Origin of the sequence: Bacillus thuringiensis, from assembly GCF_022095615.2 — a bacterium.
GTDB classification, from domain to species: domain Bacteria; phylum Bacillota; class Bacilli; order Bacillales; family Bacillaceae_G; genus Bacillus_A; species Bacillus_A cereus_AG.
In genome coordinates, this window is record NZ_CP155560.1 from 443716 (window position 1) to 462920 (window position 19205).

Consider the following 19205-nt stretch of genomic DNA (forward strand, 5'->3'; position numbering starts at 1 on the left):
TTATTCCCCCCTTTCTGTCGGATTATAATTTGCAATCTTTTCTACACGAGTTGCCAGGAAAAATACAATAAACATATTTACTGCTAATGCGATTTTCCCCATCATAGAACCTGCTAAAAATCCATATGCTTCTTTTGACATCATCATAATAACAATCGGCATGGCGATGACTATTAAGCAGTTCTGTACAAAGGCGCGTTGCGCTTGCGACAAGCTAGAACGCAATCTTGCTAGGTATAGCTTTTGTTTTTCGAAATCTTCTGCAATATCTAGTAAGACTTGCACCGAATTTGCTCCACCTTCTTGACTAGATACTTCCAACATTTCATGGAAGAAAACCAATTCTCTAAAGTTAAAAGTTTCATTAAACCCTCTAAATGCACGGTGCATCGTTGTTCCACCTTCTAATAAAAGAGAAACTTTTTCTATTTCGTCTTGAATACTTTCATGCATCATCGGTTTCACCTGAAGTAACACACGTTTTGCGTTATTACTTATTTGAAGTGCATTCGCTACGGCCTTCATATAGATAGCAAGACGGTCAATGACAACCAAGTAGTAATGTTTTTTTCTTCGATAGAGAAGAAATCTCGGAACTAAAAATCCACATAAAACAGAAATCAGTGTAAAAGGATCTCTTCCAAAAGAGAAGTAGAATAATGCTGCAATACTCATTCCGGACAGAATCGTATATACCCAGTACATGCTTTTCGTCAATTTCCACTCGTACTTTTGAGCTTCCTGGATAACGGATTGTGGAAGATACATCCGCATCCCTTTGATATTCCTTAATTCCAAGCGCCTTTCTTCTTTCTCATTTTCTTGTACAAATTGAGAAAGAGCAGAACCCTTTGATTTTGCAAAAAGTAAAACGAGCAATACTACACTAATAAAGATTAAGAACATGCATCCATAAGCCAACAAACTATACATACTGCACCTCCTGTTGTGAAAGGAATGATGCGTAAAGAGCTGGATTTACAATAGAAGAACGGAACTTCCTTTCCATATCAGCCGACATTGTCGCTGTAGTGATATGATCTCCATGAATCTTTCCTACTCTCTCATTCATTTCATCATATTCCTCACCTATAGGTATAAACTGAGAAAGTTGATTGAACTGTATATCATCTTGATAATCCAATAATTCAATCACCTCTGTAATGTAGCGATTTCCATCATCTTTCTTCTCTAAAAAGACAATCACATCAAATGTCTGTGAAATTAATTCATATAAATATTTAGCATCAATGTTCGCACCACTTTGCAGGCACATGAGCATTAAACGTCTTACTGCCTCTTTCGCACTTCTTGCATGGACAGAAGTAAAGCCAGGGTGTCCTGTTTGGAAGAAGTTCAGCATTTTTAATGCTTCTTTTCCCCTTGATTCCCCTACAATTAATCGCTTTGGCCCTTGACGTAACGCATTCGTTAACAATCTATCAAAATCAATTGCATTCTCTTCTACTTCGGATGCCCTGCACTGCATCGGAACAAAATGATGTTCTGGAAATATGCGATGTAAATAGAGTTCAGGGTTATCTTCTACTACCAGAGTACGTTCCTTTTTCTTCCCTTTCGGAATATGAGAAGCAAGATATTTCATAAACTCTGACTTCCCTGTACCTGTTGCTCCCGCCACTAGAATATTCATTTTTGCTTTCACAGCTGCAGCTAAGAAATCTAGCATTACTTTTGTTGCTTGATTCGTAGATAACATACGCTCTTCAGAAGCACGAAGATGATCAGCATTTTTACGAATTGTTATTGTTGTACCCAATCCCCCAAGTTCATCTAATGCAATATTGATACGTATATAGGGAAATACGCAGTCTACATAGGGTTTAGCTGTATTTAAGGATTCTGAAGTACTGTTTACCATCTTGTAGGCTAAAGCTTTGACTTCTTCTTCCGTTTCGAATCGGTAAGGAAATGTACATTCTCCCTCCCCAATTTTTTCGTAAATTATCTCTTTTGTACCATTTATATAAATATCGGTTACGTCCTTATCCTCTTTCAAAGTCTCTATAATCCCAAATCCAACAATATCGTCACACACCATATTTAGTAACTGTTCAGAAGGTACATCTGAAACAACGACTTGATTGCTTAGTAAAAAGCTTTTAATGATTTGTTCTACAGCTTTCCTCTTCTCTTTATTCATAAAGGATTCGCTTAAGATATTACGATGGTCTTTTACTAAAAACGCACGAATTTCATCCGTTATATCTTTAATTTGTTGAGCTGTAGTTGTTCCTAACCTTCGAGCCGTTTTGGAACGAATCATATAACCAAAGTGATATAAATCAACTCGATTTCGCTTTAAGGCGACTTGTTTTTCCTGTAAATAGCCCCACATACTACTTGCCTCCTTTTTAATTTCTTAAACCAAAGAGACCCTTTTTCATAGAGGATGTATGCTGGGTTGGGATATCAAGACCAGCTGCTTCCATAATGTGATGGACCTTTGTATTAATTTGTGGGGAACCAAATTGCATCCCCCATTCGTAACTCGTACGATCTCTGTCAAACGGAATTGTCACCTCAATTTTTCGGGAAGAAAGCTTTTCAATATCTTCTACATAATCCTCATCTCCCATATTTAAAATATGAATCATACGAGGCATTGTTAGCTTTGCTTCTTCTATTAGTTGTAATTCTCTCTTAATTGCTATTGCACCACGAGGGTTGCCATTTAACACATGAACAACAAGGTCTGATTGATATAGGATTGGATAACTCAGCACCTCGGATAATTCAGTTGGTACCGATAGAATGATATAATCGTATTCTGTATCTGCAAGCGATTCTATAAATGTCGTTACAAACAGTTCTTTGTTTTGAATCTCTGGGAATTGAACTACGCTATAACCTGATGGAAATACCAGAAAATCCATCTTATCGTGCAATTTTTGCATCAACCTTGGATTCCCTTTTTTCTCTAACAAATCTTGCTTGGTACAAATATACTGCGAGAGATTGTATTCATTTTCTTTTCTAACAAGCTCTAAGATGTTTTTACTCTCATGACTAAGACCGGTTCCAACTGCAAAACTTGGCCTTACTTGGTCTGCTTCTACATAAAGTACTTTTTTCCCTAAATGTGCTAACTCATTTGCCATTGCAATACTTAACGTACTTTTTCCTACGTTTTCGTTTGTCGCATAAAAGGCAACTACCCTTACTTGCCCCTCCATCTTAATAACCCCTTTCTTATTTGGATTCATTCAAATACTGTGCAACATATTCTTTTACATTTTTAGAAATAGGATTTGTTGAATGTTTCTCTACATAATCTAAAATGTTCTTCTGATCTGATATTTGTGAGAACCCTTCTGCTGGTTGTATCTCTTTCCCTGTTTGTTCAATCTTTTGCCCGACTGCAACAGGGATTACATCTCCAAGTGTTTTTGCACGGTTTAGATATTGAAGTTGTTCTGGCGAAACGGCCAATGTATATAAGCGGGTTACCTTCGGCTTTTGTTTCCCTTCTTGTTCCTCTTTTGATTCTTTCTTTTCTAGCACAAATGCATCTTCTGTATTGCTATCTTTTGCAGCAGTCACACGTACACGTTGGAAAAGGCCACCGAATACAACTTTCTCATTGTCTCCTTCTTTCACAACCTGTTTGAAATACAAGTCCACATACGTATTTGGAATAATACTATTCCCTGAACTTGTTTCCAGATCAACGAGTAACGGGAAAGCAACTTCTCCATCTTTCAAATTTAAAATGGCAGAGTCCGGTAACTCTTCTTTCTTTACTACTTTGTTTTTAAAGAGATAGCTATTTTCTGTGATTGGCTGCCCATCATTAGTCCACTTACCTACAACATCTTTTTTATTTACACGTAATACATTTGGGGGAATCGCATCACCAGGTAATGTTCGCTCCACTAGCATGTCTTCTTTAATCTCTGTATGCGCAGGTATATCCTTTGCGGCTACAACAATCTTGGTTGGTTTTACCGCATTTTCTACTGCGAAATGATTGTATCCATAGATACCCGCTACTGTTGCAGTAGCTAAACCTACCGCTATAATCTTCTTCTTTTGAAACTTAGATGGCTTCAATATTTGTATTCCTCCTTATGTAGCCTTTAAACGCAAAAAAAGGACACACCTATGGCATAATGCGCCTTAGGTGTGTCCTTTTAGCTAATCTAAAGTCTATATGAAAATGTTGAATTTGATTTCTTTAATATTACAATTTCAATATTATGATATATAGCATTTTATGTCAATCATTTCTAAAAAAATATTATTTTTACCATTCTAAAATTCTAATTTTAAAAATAAAAAATCCTTAAAACGTCGCCATATCAAGGTTTTCAAGCTATAAAACATCTCATAAACATGGTATAAGTAATCTAACGTAACTGAATATTTCAGGGTGGTCCGTTGCTATCCTTTCTCTTTCATTTTATAGGGAAAGGCGGTGACCAAACGGATATTCTTTTCACTATAGCAATTGAAATTTTAAAAGTAATTGCTAGAGAAGTCGCTGTGTTTTTCAAAACGAGTAGGTAAATACCTATCAACGTCTTGGAAGAAAACACAAAAAAAGCGACGAAAAACGAAAAGAACCACCCACAATGCCTGCAAGCGTGTGAAGGGCGGTTCTAAGAAAAAATAAACTTTTTTAGCAATTAGCCACCTTGCGGTAACAGTTACATAAGGCGAGATGTTGGAGCATCTCGTCTTCTTTAGTTTATGCTAAAACTATTGTTATAATACTTCTACACTTATTATAACATCAACTATTGTACATGTCATGAGGATTTATCCACGATAGTTGATTAAAAAGACATTATTATTAAAACGAAATCAATTTTGTTCCTGTTTCAAAATACTTTGCAGGTGCATAACTTGTACCATTTCGATCCTGAAATTCATTTCCAATATATAACGATACAATCATTGCGATTACTCCTAGAAAAATCACTCGTCTTACACGCCGCTTTTTCTTTTTATCCACTCAAATTTCCCCTTTCTATGAAAAAAGGCACACCCCATTAAGGGGTGTGCCTTTGGTTTATCCATTCAGCTACTAGTTCAAGAAGGATTATATACTTTTGTCGATTCAAGTCATTATACTATACTATTTAACTAATTTCTATTCTTCATATAGTACCAATTTGATAAATCAGCAATAATATTTTCCTTTCCAACCCAATTCCAACCTGGTGTTTGCACAGGGAATGGAAGATCCGCAAGCACCCTTCTCTTTTTAAAATCATCGTACGCAACACCTTTAATTTCCACTTCATTTGTCAGGCACAAACTCATTTCATTCACACCTGCTGGGTTTGTTTCAACATTGAATGAATATTTTCCATCTTTCGTTTTTAATGGCGCATACCATTTGCGTTGGCCATCAATAATTTTTTCCTTCCCATCCCAATATAAAGACTTAGTTGGTCTTTTACTATCAAAGACATGTCCTGTTACTTCAGACAAATACATATTTTTAGGTAGGAATTTTGATGTTAAGCCATTATTAGAGACACTCTCTAAATCATATGTTGTTTTTAGTCCTTCATCTGCAAATGGATACTGTGCCGTTGCTTTTGTAAATACACCTGGATAATTGGTATTCCAATCATTTTTGTATTTTCCGTTAACTTCATAAGAAAAACCATACCCAGAATGGAGCTTAGATGGTGCTAAACTATCAACACTCCCACTTAATGTTTCATAATACATTTCTCCCACTGTGTCTTCTTTTGATACACGTTCACTTACTGTTTCTACCACACCTTTTACACTAGTTACACCGCACATCCCATTTTCATGCGATGGTGCATAGATAGCCGTTTTAATTGAATTATTTTTGTATGTGGTTTCTTCTATGTCTTTACGATTACCAGCAGGGTTAATTTCCGCTTGAATTGTTCCTTTCCCTTTATGCTGCCAATCAAGATTCAACGTTTTCTTTTCTCCCTCTGTTAATCTTACCTTTTCTAATGCTACTTCCTGTCCGTTATGTTTTAGCACGACTACTGTTTCGGGATTTGCATATTTCACTTCTAGTGCATCTAACTTTTTAATTTTGTTCTTCTCTTTTTCTAGTTTTTGTCTTGCTGTATCTAGCCTACTTGCAGCATCGTCTAATCTATTTTCTTCCCAAGAGCAGTCTCTATCAATATAGTAATCATGACCTTCTTCGTCTTTCTCATGAATTGGATTACGACGACAATAGCTTAAACTAGACTGCGCACTATCCCTAGCGGATTCAGAACTATATACTTCCTGCTGAGATTTATTAATATTATTATTTACCTTTTCTCTATATTGGTCACGTTCTGGTTTAAAATTATCACGTGATACATCTACTCTTGTTTTAATATTCTTTCCTTCTCGTGCTGTTTCTCCTTCAATTCGATCAGCCGAAAGATCAATTTTATATTTATAGTCATCTTCATTACCTGAATCTGGATTAGGTGTTACCTCTGTCCCACAGTTACCATCTACAATAAAATCAACTGTTTTCTCATTTGAATCCCTTTGAACCCCATCAATAATTTTTAATTTTGCAGTATAACGACCACACATCTGAGGTTGCCAACTTATATCTTCTTTTGTAAATCTTGCTGCATCGCCTTCATTTGGTTTTTGATTATCTTTTTGTGGTGTTGAACGCAAGTAGTTTTCTTGGTGATGAACTTTTTCTCCACTTTTTGTAATATCCAGCATCCATTTTACACGATTTCGTTCCCCTGCTATATGAGAATAAGGGTTACCTGCATCAAGTTTGGAACCACGTTCAGTATATCCCTTATCTTTACTTACATACTCAAAACCATTGAATATAAACTTAACAGGTGTATCCTTCTTACCACTAGAGACTTTAAAATCTTTTATTTCAGGCTTACTTGTACGCACATACCATAAACTATATCTATTTATGCCACTTACTCCACCTGCACCTGCATATCCACCAGAAAGATAGGCAACATCACGGATCCAATAGAACATACCATAATTTATTGGGAGGGCATCATTATTAATAGGGTGCGAAAATAAATTATGCAATACGAATTCAGGATTACCCCAATACTTTGTAGAAATAATGGTTTCATTCATTCGTTCCACTTCTGTTACCATGCGGTCACCTACTGGAATTGCACTATTCCAATAACCTTCATTTGAGATTCGAACATAAGGTTCAGAAAGATCTTCATTTTTCACCAGATTATCATGCGGCTTATCAAAGTTAAAAGAACCATTATATACAGCTGGGTAATGAAGGTCACCTCTATACAATAAATCCACACCGGGTGGTGCATATTCACTGCCAGCACGAAAATATTTACCTGGCATCTGTAACTCCCCAGACCTTAAAAATGTATTATCATTGCCATTATAAAATGGCACATCCTTATTTTGTGCATTAGCTAAAGTAGGCATACCTATAATAGTAGAAGTACATAGTATTATAAGTTTTTTTCTCAATTTCATCACATTTCTCCTCCTAAACACAAAAAGGACACACCTGTACCGTTGGGATGGTACGTAAGGTGTGTCCTTCACGTAAATTCAATATTATTTAATTATTTTTATATTACACTTAAATATGTCATTATCTACCAAAAGAAACAATATGCATTCTACTACTTACTCTCAACTTGAACATACATCATGTGATCAGCTGTTGAGTTTCCAATACGAACTTTATATTTTCCTTTTTCATAAGTATTTACTACATGAGATTCGACTGTTTCTTGAATTTCTTCATCTAAATTTAGATCTGATTTTAATAGAGTCGGCCATTTCATTGCCAAAGCTACTGTCGCATCATTATTATCTAAGAAAATAATTTTAAAACTATCTTCATTTATTGGAACAATATAAAATTGAGCTTTTAATGAACCTTCTGGCAAGTACATTCCATTATCCACCAATCTTACAACCCCACCAACTTCCGCGTATTTTAAATTAGTATTATACTTTTTATTTACTTCATTAATTAAAGATTGCGCTTGAATGGAGCTTGAGTTATTAACTACCTTTGAAGATTCATACCATTCTTTATTAAAAGTGAACTCATTTGATATTAGTTTTTCATCTAAAATGTCTGGTTTCGTTTCAGGTTTTGGGTCTGGCTTTACTTCTGGTTTCGTTTCAGGTTTTGGATCTGGCTTCACCTCTGGTTTTTCTTCTGGTTTTGTTTCAGGCTTTGGATCTGGCTTTACTTCTGGCTTAGTCTCTTTTTCTACTGCATTAATAGAGTTATATAAGAACTGGCTATATTGTTCACGAGTTACATGTGCATAGGGTGAATACATCTTACCGCCTGTACCAATTGTAACGCTATTTTCTTCTAATGCATTAATTGCATTATATGCCCACGAGTTTTTATCCACGTCAGTGAATGATGTTGTTTTAGTAGCTTTAAATTTAAAAGCATTTGTAAGTACTTGCGCCATTTGTTCACGAGTTAAGACATCATCTGGACCATATTTCCCTTCACCATACCCACTTACTAGACCAGCTTTAGCAAGTGCTAAGATTTCCTTCTCAAACATATGTCCTTTAATATCGTTGAATGGATTTTTGAAGCTAGCATCTGCATCTGCTGGTTTTACATATGCATAAATCATGCGAGCGACTTGTCCACGAGTTACATTGTCACCAAATCCAAAAACATTATTTCCGTATCCTGCTACTACTTTACGGTTTGCTAGATCATAGATTGCTTTTGTAGACCAATGATTTGCTGGAACATCATTGAATTTTAATGAGTCTGTGTTATCAGCCTTAGCAGTAAAAGCTCCTGCTCCTAGTAATGATGTACCCATAATTGTTAATGCTGTTGCTGTTTTTAAAAGTTTGTTTGCCATTGTTAGTTCCTCCAAATATATTAGTTTTTTCATAGATTCCTTTATTGTACCGAATTTAAATATAAAATCCAGATACTTTAACATATAAATTAACGAATTTATATTTTTTTATAACCGCTGTTCTATATGGAAAATATCACCATACAGAAATAGGCTTGTAAAGTATTTTTATATGTTTATTTTTAGATATATTTTTCTGGCAAAAAAACTACACTTTTCAGTATAGTTTTTTACCACTTTTTATACATATTAGTATTTTCAACGGAAATAGATTTGTCCCATTCCATCTTTGTTAGCCCATATCGGCGCTTTCACACTATCAATCCCTATCATTTTAAAAATAAAGAAGTGATGTTCAGCTTTTATCTTAAAATTTAATGGCTGATTATGATCTACGCGCCCTTTAGTATATTCATATTTCCATCCATCCATATTCTGCTCTTTCATTTTCTTCTCTATATCAGGAATTAGATTTACGTTTTTCCCTTCATATGTGTACTGAAAACCACCTGTTTGTTCTGCTAACTCTACTGTACTAGAAGCAAAATCATGTGCCTTTACTAACTGCATTCCATACAGTACACCTTCTGGTATAAGAGTTATCAATAATAAAGAAAGCGTTAGAAAAAGCGCTGTTGTTACTGTATTTTGCATTTCTTACACACCTACTTTTTCTTATTTATTTCACGTTTCCTCCAGCTTTCTTGTTGTCAGAATCCGCTTCATAAATAAATATGTGTTTTGCGTTACTCTTAATGCTGCCTTTCTTTTCATCAAATTGTTTAGTATAACTAGCAGCTTCGGCTTCTCCTTCAACCGCAATCATTGCAGGTTGCTCTTGTACAGCATGTACAGAAAACTCTCGTTTTGATGCCGGATCTTTAAATGTTGCATTTTGGTTATAAGACTTTTCAAATTCTTTCTTTGCGATTTCTGGTTCAATAGTAATTTCTTCTTGCGCTCGTAGAACACCTACTTTTACGGCTTTATCCATTGCTGTACTTCCAGCGCGTTCTAATGCAGACTTATTATCTGTGTGTGTTGTATCTCCAATAATCATATCTGTCATTAAGAATAAACAGCCAACAAATAATAATAATGAGGCGGCACCTATAATAAATTTTTGCATCTCTCTTCACTCCCCTTAATTTTCAGACTTCCGAAAACGAAATCCACTTAAAATGGAACTTTTCTTTTGGTTCAACAATTGGTTTGGTAGCAATAGTTCTGCTAGTTCCTTCATTATTTCTTCAAGCTCTTTATAATAGTTCCGACTAGATAGCAACGTACTACTATTTAATTGAGATTCAAATACATCTTCTATCTCATATGATAGTAAAGCAGTTAATAACTTATCTCCTAAACATTCCTCTACTACTTCATGCTTTAAAAGTGCAGGAGAAAACTTATTCCCAATGATTCTCGTTTTCTCTAAAGCTAAGTAAGAAACGAGCTTTCTCTCTTTTTGTGTAAGGGGATGCGCTATCTTTAGCAATTGATGCAGATCTGGTTCCGCTACAAAGAAGATATAATCTGCCATTTCGCATACTTCATGGTATAAATCTTTATCCCAATCGTACCCCGCATCAATAATAGATATAGGTGCTTCTTGGTTAGCCAATAAAACCTTAATAAAATGGTCAAAGTCCTGCTCTGTCTCGTTTTTCAGCTCTTGGTCCACTATAGGATTCTTTACAATATAATTTATTCTTCCTTGCTTCCATTTTGGAATTGATAATATATCAGATTCCTTCTGTAGCATCTCCTTATATCGCTGCAACATAAATTCACTACGATAGTTTTCTGGTGCTTCTGTATATCCCTTTAATAAAGGATAAGTATAGCCATCATCATATAGATTCTCTATATAATTCACATCAATCTGTAGTTCATTTAAGTAAGCAGTTAAAAGATGTGAAACAAAAGTTGCACCACTTCTTCTGTTCATGCTGGCAATAACAATTGTTCTTCTCGGAATAGCAATACCTATTTGTTTTTCATATACCGGCTCAAAAGCCAATTTATACTGTTTTTTTATAATGGGTGCTTTTGGCGTCTCATCTGGAACAGACTTACGCTTTTGTTTGTTTTTAAATAGTTTGTTGGAATTAGAGGAAGGTTCATTGTTGCCACCTTTCTTTAATTCACTTGATACTTCCTCTTCTTCCTCATCAACAGGAATTTCGGGCAACTTTGTTTGTTGTGGTGCCTGACTTGCTCCTACAATTTCTGCTACATTTTTAATATCCGACTCCTGTAGCAGCTGCGGGATTACTTTATTATCAATATCAATTTTACGAGAGTTAAAAATGTCATAGATACCTAGATAAATCAGTTTTGCCAAAAACTCATCATCATTTTCACGTTCTGTAAATACCACTATACGAATATCCCGATTAAATCGAATATCTCTTAGTTTCTGTAAAATAATTAATTCACGTTTCTCCTCATGTCCCGCATCAATATTTAATCGTTTGTCATTAATACATAGAATATCGGGTTGTTCCATATCTAGAATTTCATCAAGATACTTGATGTGCATCACATCACTATCAGCTACTTCAAATCCCGCACCAGTAAAATCCTCACGTAAATATGCCGTATATACAGTATCACTAATAGCTAAAACGATTTTTTTCAACATACTTAACCTCCTACAAACTCTAACGTTGGATTAAAATCATATTTTCAATTGGAATCTGTGCCTGAAGATGAATCTTCCCAATAATCTCATTCAGAATATACTCGATTTCAACTTGTTCCATTGGACGTGGAGCCCCAAAATCAGAATTTAGTTTTACTCGTATTTCTAATCGATCTTGTATCTCATGTAAAGGTGTATCAAGAAAAAGAATGCTGTAGTATAAAACACCATCTTCAATATTTTTTTGAATAATATCCTTTGTTTGATAAATAAATGTAACCTCAGCAACCTCAATAAAAGGATCGTCAATTGTTACTTTACTATTCCAATTTAAATTCCAAATCTCACAATTCTCTTCTACATGCACAACAACTCCGTTAATTGAAGGCGTAATAGCAAAAAGACGATCTATAGGAGCTTTGGTTAACGAGGTAATATCACCTTTTTCTAATTCAAAACCTTTTTCCAATCGCTCATGTTCAAAAGCACATTCAGCACCAGCGAATGCGATTTCACAGAATACTTGTTCTAGTAATGGATGAATCCCCTCATATGTTCGTACGGCAAACACACAGAACTCCTGTGTTTCATCAGTTCGAATGATCTCGTATAATTCAAATTCAGATGCATTTGCTAAGGCAAAAGGAATATCTTTTATAAAGTTAGGATCAGTATATAAAGTGTCTGGAATTTGTGTTTCAGGATGATGTATAAACTCTAGGCAAAGTTGATACCCTTTTAAAAACGCATTCTTAGCTGCTGCTGGGAATAAAGTTTCAAAACGTTTTACATTATTTTTAAATTTTTGTTCTTCAACTTCGTTATTAAATTCTCTTTCTTGTAAGATATTCGTTCTATTACCTAACTGCAAAAAGTAATGATTAATCATTCGATTAATACTTTCCTCAAATGTTGTATTATCCTCACAATACTTTGTAAATCTCTTTTTACTCAGGTTTATAATTTCATTCATAGCCTGGATTCTCCCTCTCAAATGTTATATATACAAAAAAAGACACACCAATGGCAGGTTATGTGCCTTCGGTGTGTCCGTTTAGCTAGAAATTAAATCTATTAATTTGTATATTAATCTTGAATAATTGTCATTCACACATAAGAATAAAGCTATAATTTTTAAAAGTCAATAGCTTTATTGCATTCTTGTGCACATATAACTATTCCTCTTTCTCTATACTTCCATGTATCTAAACTCAAAAATACAGTTAATTACACAAACTTCTATATTAATCAAACAATTTTTAAAATAATACAATGTACAGAAGATTATTTACTAAAAATCTGCAATTATTATAACAAAATCTCGTAATTTTATTTACGATTATTTTTTTAAAACTACTTAACATACAATCGTCTCCATATTAATATTATGTAAACAATAAAAAGCTTATTTTATTAAGTACACTCACATTCATATATAAACCGACATTAATATGTAAAGAAAAATCCAAGGAGAATTGTTAATTTCATATCAACATTTTAATAGAATAAGTATATATTAGATATCATTAATATCTTATAAGATACACTTCTTAATAGAATAAATTTTAAATAACCATCTGTTAATAGCAATATACATTTAGATTTTTATCATCTTCATGTAGAAAAACTATTACATTTCAATAAATTCTCTTAACAGACCACTATATTCAAAAGATTACTCCAAGAGATCTCGAGCTTTCGTAAAAAACACTATAATCTTTATATATTATTCAACTTTTGAAACTCCATTATCTCTGTTATTGATGTCGTATGAACAAGAAAACCCCTTTTCGCACCCTAAACTCACATCGACATATCAACTGACATTGATATGTCGAACGAAAACCGAAAAGAAATGTTAATTTTATATCAACAGTTTTCATGCAATAAATACAAATACTCATTAATAATTTAAAAATACGTTTTAACGGTAATATTATTCATAGCTATTAATGCTGTAATATAAACATTTAATAAATTAATTGCTTATTAACTAAATATAAAACTTCTAATCAAATGCAAATCTCAATCTATTAATAAACTATCACATTAACATTTTATCCTTTTGGTTAACATGAAGTTAACAATAGAATATAGTAAAGTATTTAAATTCAATTTTATGTTAATAATAGTAGTGCAGATATTTGCAACAGATCCAACCAATCATTGTTTACATGTTAATTATACACACGAAATCAAGCAATTATACATTCAGATTCTTGTCACTTTCATTTAAACTAACTTTCACATGTCATTCAAATCATTTAATGCATTACTTATTTAAATGATTACTACAAGAGGCCTGGAGCTTGTGTACAAAATACCAAGATGTTTATATACCATTTGAACTTTCAAAACTACATTATCCCTATTATTGATGTCATTTGAATAAGAAAATCCCCCTTTGAAACACGCACTCACATTGACATATCAACTGACATTGACATGCAATCATAAAACCTACCATAAATGTTAATTTCATATCAATACACTAGGTACATTAACTATAAATATCTATTAACAACCCTATAGGAAAACACTTTTTTAATAGCTATCAATTCTGTAACTCGATCTTCTAATAAATAAATTTATTTATTTATTTATTAATTACTTAAATACTTATCACAAGATATAAAACTTCTAATCATATGTACACAGTTCCATCTATCAATACTTTATATGAAACTATCGTATTAATATTTCATTACTATGGTTGACATGAAATTGACATTAGGTTCTAGTAAGGTGTTTTAATATCAATCTCATGTTAACGATAGGAGTATAGATTTGAGGAATTATACATTCAGATCCTCGCCACTTTCATTTAAGCTAACTTTTACATGTAAATCAAGCCTTATAGCGTACTACTTATACCATTTCAAGAGACCTGAAGCTTTTCTACAAAATACCACATTGTTTATAAACGATTGAATTCTCAAAGCTACGTTATCTCTGTTATCGATGTTTTATAAACAAAAAACATCTTCTTCACAACACACACTCACATTGACATATAAGCTGATATTGACATGTAATGCCGTAACTTAAAGTGATATGTTAATTTCATATCAACAACTGCAACGCAATAAGTACAAATACTCATTAATAGCTCTATTAAAAACAATTTATAATAGGGTATTGCCAATAGCTATTAATTCTGTAACTTGAACTTCTAACCATGTAAAAAGTTCAAGTTATCAATAACCTATATACAACTACCGCATTTACATTTTATTCGTTTGGTTGACATGAAATTGACAATGAACTATAGTAATGTGTTTAAATATCGATCTCATGTTAATAATAGAAGTTTAGATCTTTGTAACAGAATCAGTCAATAATTAATTATATGTTCGTTCATCCGCTAAATTAAGCATTATTAAAGAGGTGTTAAAAGGCTTATTCGGTTAATTTGGATGAGTCTTTCTTATATTTGATTCCATATACATAAGAACATCACCAATACAACGATAGCTAATGATGGTTCAGTTGACAAGACATTGATATTTATCCACCAAAAACCAGTTCTATGTCAATGTCACATCTTATATTAATGTCAGTAAGGGTGAAATTTCATCCAAAATGAGTGATTTCAACCTTTAACAACAGCTGTCTTGTTGAAAATTAAACAAATAACAGCTTGTGATTGTTTGAAAATCGCGAGTGTTAACACGGTGACATAAATCTATCTTAAATATTCCATACACTATTAAAATACACGTAAATATCCTATTGATCGTGACATAGAGTAGGCATTAAACCTTAAAGTCGATTCACATTAATTCTAATCCTATATTCCTAGCAGTATTTTATAAGGACAAATATTGCTAATTTGGTTATATTATTACCTTTTTTTCTAGCTATTATACATTATTATTTAAATTCCCTAGCTTACATTAGTTGATTTTTCCGCACTATCATTGATTATCTCCTCATAACTTGTTTACAAAATACCTATATTTCCTTATCATTAGTATTAAGTAACGTATTTTGTTAATCTCATGGCAACTATCAGTAATCTTGCTAACATAAAAGATAGTGTTATCCATTGATAGAACATTGCCATTTATATACTTTAGGGTGACAATAGTATCAACAAGTCCAGCGTATACTATTTAGATAGGTAATGTTCTGTTAACAAATATTCGATTACATGTTAATTTTATATTTCATGTGAGTTACTGAATACATAGGGATTTGCATACATATTAGCGAAATACTACCTAACATGTTAATTTCAGTCCACATGTTAATTTCAAATTGAGTGTTCATGAGCTGATTTTTAAGGAGGTTGTTACAATGATTGAACAAAAAAGCGAATCACATGACCATCAAATTAACGATGATGACATATTAGATGATAATATTTTTGAAAAGGCATGGCGAATAACTGAATTCTCTAAACTAGTTGGACGTCATCACAATACTGTTTATAATTGGTTCAATATTTTAGAGGAAAAAGGGCTCCACGAAACGTTAAGAACCCAAAATACAAATGAAAAACTTTATAATACATTAGATCTTGAAATTGCTCTATTTATTAAGCAAAAAAGGGATGAGAAATGGTCTTTAGATGCAATTATTGACCTATTACCACACCAATTCGATTTAAGACCTGTATCACCAGAAAATCAATCAAATGAAGTGTCTACTGAATTAAACCTTCAGGCCACTGCAGAAATCATTGAAAAAATGGTAGCTAAACAGTTAGAAGAAAAAATAAAACATATTGAGTCTCGTTACGAAGAGAGGGTAGACAGTATACTTAAACAGTTACCACAACCCGAAGATGCAGAAACCATAAAATTACGTCAGCGCCAAGATAGACTTGATAATTTCATTATTGAGCATAGGGCACGTCAGGAGTTAAGAAAGCAGGCTGAAGGCCTGTGGAATAGTAAAGCTGAAGAGGAACGTACTAGAAAGGTAGGATGGTTTAAAAAAGAGGAAGATTTGGGTAAAAAACAACTCTTCATTGAACAGTATATACAGGATAATATAATTGATTATATAAAATCTCTTATGAATTCTGTGGAATAATAAAAAAGTCTGGAGCTTAGTCCAGACTTTTTATTATTTTGTAGTACCAAACATCTTATCAGGATCTAGAAAATCTGCTAAATCTTCTTCTTCATTTGCTCCAGCATTATTATTTTCTTCGTCACTACCCATATCGATAAAATCTCCAAATGCAAAGCCTAAATCCTCATCCTCATCAATACTTTCGATAGTACTAATTTGAGACTTAGTAAACTGAATTTGGCTTTGTCTTTCTTTAAACTCATTAAATTCTTCAACTAAACCTTTAGATAATCTCGATGGTAATGCATCAGTTTTATAGAACGTATATACACTTCCTAAGAAATCATTTTTACTTACCAAATATCCATTAAACACTGTACCGTTTATTGGGAGATTATTTGAAACTTCTACCTTTGCATCATCCATAAAGGAATCATTAATATTTTTTTGCTCATCTAAGATAGCAAGCATACCAAAATGATGTACTTTTGACGCTTCTACAGAACCATCGTTATTCTTCTTCATCAAATCAATTGGGGGATGGAAAGAGCTACCTCTTAATGATTCTTGGAACATCTCGATAATTGCATGGCTATTTTCTATCTGGTTCATATTACGTGAAACCTTATTAATTACTAAACAGCCCGTTTTCTCAAGTAAAATACGCTTAAAGTCTTGAGAATCGAGTATTACAGATGTACCAGATCCATTGGCAGCGGTATTTAGCTCATGAATAATTTCACTAATGCGTTGATTTGCATAATCCCGTGAATTGGCGATACCTTTTTTCTCATTTTCATTTAATCCCTTAAATTCATCGTAGAAGTGCTGGTTATCAGCAAATACTACAAAGGCTATACCTTTGGATTTATCATTTGCTAATTTCCAAATCTCCTGTGAAAATTTATTTACTTGTCGTAATACATCCGGCCCATCTGCTCGTACGGGAAGTGTTACAACAATCCCCATTTTAATAAAATCTTTGCGCTCAATAGCATTTTCAAATGCAATTCTAGCAAACTTTGCTTGATTTGCTTTGATTTCAGACATTGGATATTGCTGCGCAACTTTTTGTAATTCTTGTCTGATTACTGGTTTGTTATGAAAAGCCGAAAATTCTTCAATAGCTTTAATGATTGTAGAAGTTCCTGTTCCTCCACCTAAACCCGCAAAGAATAGAACAAGTTCATCAGAAGGTCTTACACGTTCAGTAATAAATTCTTTTAATTTATCTTTTGCTTCCTCATTTGAATCAAGAACTTTTACCGCACGTTCAGGGTTTTTACCTAAACCACCTAATTTAAGTGAAACTTGATTACTTTTTGGTACATTTTTTAATTCAGCTAGATCTCCATCATTACTATTTAGTGCTAAGCAATTATATACTGCTGTGCCATCTGTATGTGTATATTCCGCAAATTTATCTACCATTCTAGTACCAGCTTGACCAAATCCAACCATTGTCATTTTGACTGCTACTTCATTTTTCAAGAAGTTTTTTGCCATTATTTTATCTCTCCTTATTTACCTTTTTTCTTTTCCCTAACTCAATAAGTACTTGTTGCCCTCTATAAGTCGAGATTAAAAATTTATATGGATGCATAGTCTTTTCATAGATTAAAGACATTGATGATAGCGTACTCACACTTATTTCTGCTGAACGTCTAGATATATTCGTGCGTTCAACTTCTAATGAATAGGATTTACCTTTTTTCTTCTTTACTCTCCTATCAATAACTACATTTTCCACTATTTCATTAATCGATATGCCTCTCATGTACTTTGTCTCTTGAAATTGTTTATTTACTACGTTTCCTATGTATAGAAATACACTGTAGAGTATCTCATCTTGTTCAAGTATATCAGCAAACATGTTTACTACTTCATCTGCAAACTTGATTGTTTGATATTTTTCACTTAAAACCTCGTTCAAGTTGTCCCCCCCTTAAAGCATTGGTTAATTATTCCTAGAAATATAGTACATCATTACACGTTGTATATCAAGTCATTATAAATAAAACTTATATATAGGACTTATATATAAGCCTTATATCTATTAAATCATAAAGAATCTATGTTTTATAAGGGTTTATATATACAGCGTATATATAACGTGTATATATGTTATATCAATCTTAAATTTCATGTAATTTACATTTTAATTACGGGTAATAAAATACTATAAAAAAAACTGATAAAAACACAGGATAAATCACTCGTTTTTATTAACATGAAACTCACAATTAATTATATACGACTTATATATAAATCTTATATATAGGTCGTATATATAAACGCCTTTATAACAAAGATAAATAAAATTTTATTTACAACGTAATATTCTATTATTTTTTTGTAAGCTTCTCATATAAGTTTTATATATAAACTTTATTTATACAACTTATATAAATCACGTGAAAAATATTCAATATTCAAACAATAAACGTCATACTTGCGTATATATATGTTACTAAGAAGATTTCATAAAGTTTTTTTATTACTTAGTTGTTTTGAAGGGATTCATCTCTTATAAGGATGACAATTGTAAATGTTATGTTAATGCACTGTTCTTTATCTATTACTTGTTAGTTCACGTGAATGTATCTGTTGACAGAAAAAATTTACTCTGTGCCTCATTAAAATTCAATTCCTTGTCAATTTCAGTCATTCTTAGAAAGCCATTAGGAGCGGCTGTT

At 32.9% G+C, this 19205-nt stretch carries 14 protein-coding genes and 1 pseudogene; 2 read left to right on the forward strand and 13 right to left on the reverse strand.

Annotated elements, in window-relative coordinates; genetic code table 11:
- The 4 genes from KZZ19_RS28965 to cpaB are packed head-to-tail and all read right to left on the reverse strand — an operon-like array spanning position 1 to position 4074.
- The gene (locus tag KZZ19_RS28965; RefSeq protein WP_237982792.1) at positions 1-933 is read right to left on the reverse strand and encodes a type II secretion system F family protein; all 933 of its coding nucleotides are present in this window, start codon (positions 931-933) and stop codon (positions 1-3) included.
- The gene (locus KZZ19_RS28970) at positions 926-2359 is read right to left on the reverse strand and encodes a CpaF family protein (RefSeq protein WP_348638057.1); all 1434 of its coding nucleotides are present in this window, start codon (positions 2357-2359) and stop codon (positions 926-928) included. The genes KZZ19_RS28965 and KZZ19_RS28970 overlap by 8 nt, the downstream gene beginning before the upstream one ends.
- A gap of 16 nt (positions 2360-2375) precedes the next feature.
- Positions 2376-3197: an AAA family ATPase gene (locus tag KZZ19_RS28975; RefSeq protein ID WP_226546243.1), complete on the reverse strand. Its 822-nt coding sequence runs from the start codon at positions 3195-3197 to the stop codon at positions 2376-2378.
- A 16-nt stretch (positions 3198-3213) separates the two neighbouring features.
- Positions 3214-4074 (reverse strand): Flp pilus assembly protein CpaB, encoded by an 861-nt coding sequence (cpaB, locus tag KZZ19_RS28980; RefSeq protein WP_237982669.1) that lies wholly within the window; start codon positions 4072-4074, stop codon positions 3214-3216.
- A 351-nt stretch (positions 4075-4425) separates the two neighbouring features.
- Between cpaB and KZZ19_RS28985 the strand changes: the two are divergent.
- Positions 4426-4636: pseudogene (locus KZZ19_RS28985) on the forward strand (hypothetical protein).
- Positions 4637-4816: 180 nt separating this feature from the next.
- Here KZZ19_RS28985 and KZZ19_RS28990 read toward each other — a convergent pair.
- The 7 genes from KZZ19_RS28990 to KZZ19_RS29020 all read right to left on the reverse strand — a co-directional run bounded on the left by KZZ19_RS28990 (position 4817) and on the right by KZZ19_RS29020 (position 12460).
- Complete coding sequence (locus tag KZZ19_RS28990; RefSeq protein WP_237982668.1) at positions 4817-4978, reverse strand: hypothetical protein; 162 nt, start codon at positions 4976-4978, stop codon at positions 4817-4819.
- A 131-nt stretch (positions 4979-5109) separates the two neighbouring features.
- The gene (locus KZZ19_RS28995) at positions 5110-7461 is read right to left on the reverse strand and encodes a hypothetical protein (RefSeq protein WP_237982667.1); all 2352 of its coding nucleotides are present in this window, start codon (positions 7459-7461) and stop codon (positions 5110-5112) included.
- Between the two features lie 152 nt (positions 7462-7613).
- The gene (locus KZZ19_RS29000) at positions 7614-8876 is read right to left on the reverse strand and encodes an S-layer homology domain-containing protein (RefSeq protein WP_348638058.1); all 1263 of its coding nucleotides are present in this window, start codon (positions 8874-8876) and stop codon (positions 7614-7616) included.
- Between the two features lie 225 nt (positions 8877-9101).
- A complete protein-coding gene (locus tag KZZ19_RS29005; protein ID WP_001181745.1) occupies positions 9102-9497 on the reverse strand; it encodes a DUF4320 family protein in 396 nt (131 codons plus the stop codon).
- Between the two features lie 25 nt (positions 9498-9522).
- Positions 9523-9972 carry a hypothetical protein gene (locus tag KZZ19_RS29010; protein ID WP_237982663.1) on the reverse strand — a complete coding sequence of 150 codons (450 nt, stop codon included), beginning with the start codon at positions 9970-9972 and terminating at the stop codon, positions 9523-9525.
- 15 nt (positions 9973-9987) lie between these two features.
- The gene (locus KZZ19_RS29015; RefSeq protein WP_237982662.1) at positions 9988-11487 is read right to left on the reverse strand and encodes a hypothetical protein; all 1500 of its coding nucleotides are present in this window, start codon (positions 11485-11487) and stop codon (positions 9988-9990) included.
- Between the two features lie 19 nt (positions 11488-11506).
- On the reverse strand, positions 11507-12460 hold the full coding sequence (locus KZZ19_RS29020; protein WP_237982661.1) for a hypothetical protein: 954 nt from the start codon (positions 12458-12460) through the stop codon (positions 11507-11509).
- A 3326-nt stretch (positions 12461-15786) separates the two neighbouring features.
- Here KZZ19_RS29020 and KZZ19_RS29025 point away from each other — a divergent pair.
- Positions 15787-16527, forward strand: coding sequence for a hypothetical protein (locus KZZ19_RS29025; RefSeq protein ID WP_016089808.1), 741 nt, complete (start codon positions 15787-15789; stop codon positions 16525-16527).
- 33 nt (positions 16528-16560) lie between these two features.
- Here the strand turns inward: KZZ19_RS29025 and KZZ19_RS29030 are convergent, their stop codons facing one another.
- Together KZZ19_RS29030 and KZZ19_RS29035 are read right to left on the reverse strand one after the other, a co-directional pair.
- The gene (locus tag KZZ19_RS29030; protein WP_098342726.1) at positions 16561-18015 is read right to left on the reverse strand and encodes a cell division protein FtsZ; all 1455 of its coding nucleotides are present in this window, start codon (positions 18013-18015) and stop codon (positions 16561-16563) included.
- A 4-nt stretch (positions 18016-18019) separates the two neighbouring features.
- On the reverse strand, positions 18020-18442 hold the full coding sequence (locus tag KZZ19_RS29035; protein WP_016089810.1) for a hypothetical protein: 423 nt from the start codon (positions 18440-18442) through the stop codon (positions 18020-18022).
- Positions 18443-19205 lie beyond the last annotated feature (763 nt).

Bases quoted from the DNA above. Each gene is read 5' to 3' on its own strand.
- KZZ19_RS28965 (WP_237982792.1), bottom strand. From the start codon at position 933: ATGTATAGTTTGTTGGCTTATGGATGCATGTTCTTAATCTTTATTAGT.
- KZZ19_RS28970 (WP_348638057.1), bottom strand. From the start codon at position 2,359: ATGTGGGGCTATTTACAGGAAAAACAAGTCGCCTTAAAGCGAAATCGA.
- KZZ19_RS28975 (WP_226546243.1), bottom strand. From the start codon at position 3,197: ATGGAGGGGCAAGTAAGGGTAGTTGCCTTTTATGCGACAAACGAAAAC.
- KZZ19_RS28995 (WP_237982667.1), bottom strand. From the start codon at position 7,461: ATGAAATTGAGAAAAAAACTTATAATACTATGTACTTCTACTATTATA.
- KZZ19_RS29000 (WP_348638058.1), bottom strand. From the start codon at position 8,876: ATGAAAAAACTAATATATTTGGAGGAACTAACAATGGCAAACAAACTT.
- KZZ19_RS29005 (WP_001181745.1), bottom strand. From the start codon at position 9,497: ATGCAAAATACAGTAACAACAGCGCTTTTTCTAACGCTTTCTTTATTA.
- KZZ19_RS29010 (WP_237982663.1), bottom strand. From the start codon at position 9,972: ATGCAAAAATTTATTATAGGTGCCGCCTCATTATTATTATTTGTTGGC.
- KZZ19_RS29015 (WP_237982662.1), bottom strand. From the start codon at position 11,487: ATGTTGAAAAAAATCGTTTTAGCTATTAGTGATACTGTATATACGGCA.
- KZZ19_RS29020 (WP_237982661.1), bottom strand. From the start codon at position 12,460: ATGAATGAAATTATAAACCTGAGTAAAAAGAGATTTACAAAGTATTGT.
- KZZ19_RS29025 (WP_016089808.1), top strand. From the start codon at position 15,787: ATGATTGAACAAAAAAGCGAATCACATGACCATCAAATTAACGATGAT.
- KZZ19_RS29030 (WP_098342726.1), bottom strand. From the start codon at position 18,015: ATGGCAAAAAACTTCTTGAAAAATGAAGTAGCAGTCAAAATGACAATG.